Raw genomic sequence first — 1,440 nt, forward strand, 5'->3', positions numbered from 1 at the left:
CATGAAATTCGGAACGAGTGGACTACGTGGGCTTGTTGAGGATCTGGAGGGGCGTGCGACGTCGCTTTATACGGGGGCGTTTGCGCGGCATCTTCTGGAGACGGGTGCGGCGGGTCCGGGCAGTCCCGTGCTGGTGGGGCGGGATTTCCGGGCGTCCAGCCCCGGCATCGCCGCCACCGTGATCGGCGCCCTGCGGCGGGCCGGGCTCGCCCCGCTCGATTGCGGCGCCATCCCCACCCCGGCGCTGGCGCTCTACGGCCTGAAGCTCGGCGCCGCCTCGCTGATGGTCACCGGATCGCATATCCCCGACGACCGCAACGGCATCAAGTTCTACCGGCCCGACGGCGAGATCGACAAGCAGGACGAGGCCCGCATCACCGCGATCGCCGCCGAACTCGATGGCGGCGGCGGCGCGATCGAGCTTGCGCCGGGCGTGGCACCGGACCGGTCGGCCGAGGCCGCGGCGCTGTTTGCCGCCCGCAACGCCGCGCTGCTGCCCGAAGGCGCCCTCGCCGGCCTGCGGGTCGGCGTCTACCAGCATTCCACCGTCGCCCGCGACCTGCTCGTGCAGGTGCTGGAGGCCTATGGCGCCGACACCGTCGCGCTCGGACGCTCCGGACACTTCATCCCGGTCGACACCGAGGCGGTCCCGGCCGATACCGTCGCCCTCCTGAAGGGCTGGGCCGGCGAGCACCGGCTCGATGCGATCGTCTCGGCCGACGGCGACGGCGACCGGCCGCTCGTCACCGACGAGACGGGGGAACCGCTGCGCGGCGACCTGCTCGGGCTGATCGCCGCCCGCTTCCTCGGCGCCGGGGTGGTGGTGACGCCGGTCACCTCCAATTCCGGCATCGAGGCGGCCGGGGATTTCCAGGTGCTGCGCACCAGGGTCGGCTCGCCCTTCGTGATCGCCGGCATGCTGGAGGCGCTGCAGACGGGGCAGGAGGGGCAGACGGGGCAGGCGGCCGACGCGGCCAGCACCCCGGGTGGCGTGATGGGCTTCGAGGCGAATGGCGGGCTGCTGACCGGCTCGGCGTTCGCGGTGGCCGGCGGCCGGCTCGATCCGCTGCCGACCCGCGACAGCTTCCTGCCGGTGCTTGCCGCCCTCTTCCTGGCCGCGCGCGAAAAGACGCCGCTGTCACAGATCGCGGCCGGCTTCCGGCTTCCGTTCACGGCCGCCGACCGGCTGGAGAACTTCCCCGTCGAGGCGAGCGCCAGGCTGATGGCGCATCTGAGGGCATCGGACGACAACCTGGCCGCCTTCCTCGCGCCGATCGCGGCCGTCGCCGGCAAGAGCGACATCGACGGCCTGCGGGTCACCCTTGCAGACGGCCGGATCGTCCACCTGCGGCCCTCCGGTAACGCACCCGAAATGCGCTGCTATGTCGAGGCGCAAAACCAACTCACCGCTAAAAAACTGCTGCGGCAGGGGCTGGAACT

The 1,440-nt window shown here is 71.8% G+C and carries 1 protein-coding gene; it reads left to right on the plus strand.

What is annotated here, in order from left to right; translation table 11 throughout:
* Position 1: 1 nt before the first annotated feature.
* Positions 2-1,440 (plus strand): phosphomannomutase (locus tag ACFFP0_RS30975; protein ID WP_377266082.1); only part of this gene is annotated, 1,439 nt, incomplete at its 3' end.

This window comes from Neorhizobium puerariae (assembly GCF_042429745.1).
Taxonomy (GTDB): Bacteria; Pseudomonadota; Alphaproteobacteria; order Rhizobiales; family Rhizobiaceae; genus Neorhizobium; species Neorhizobium puerariae.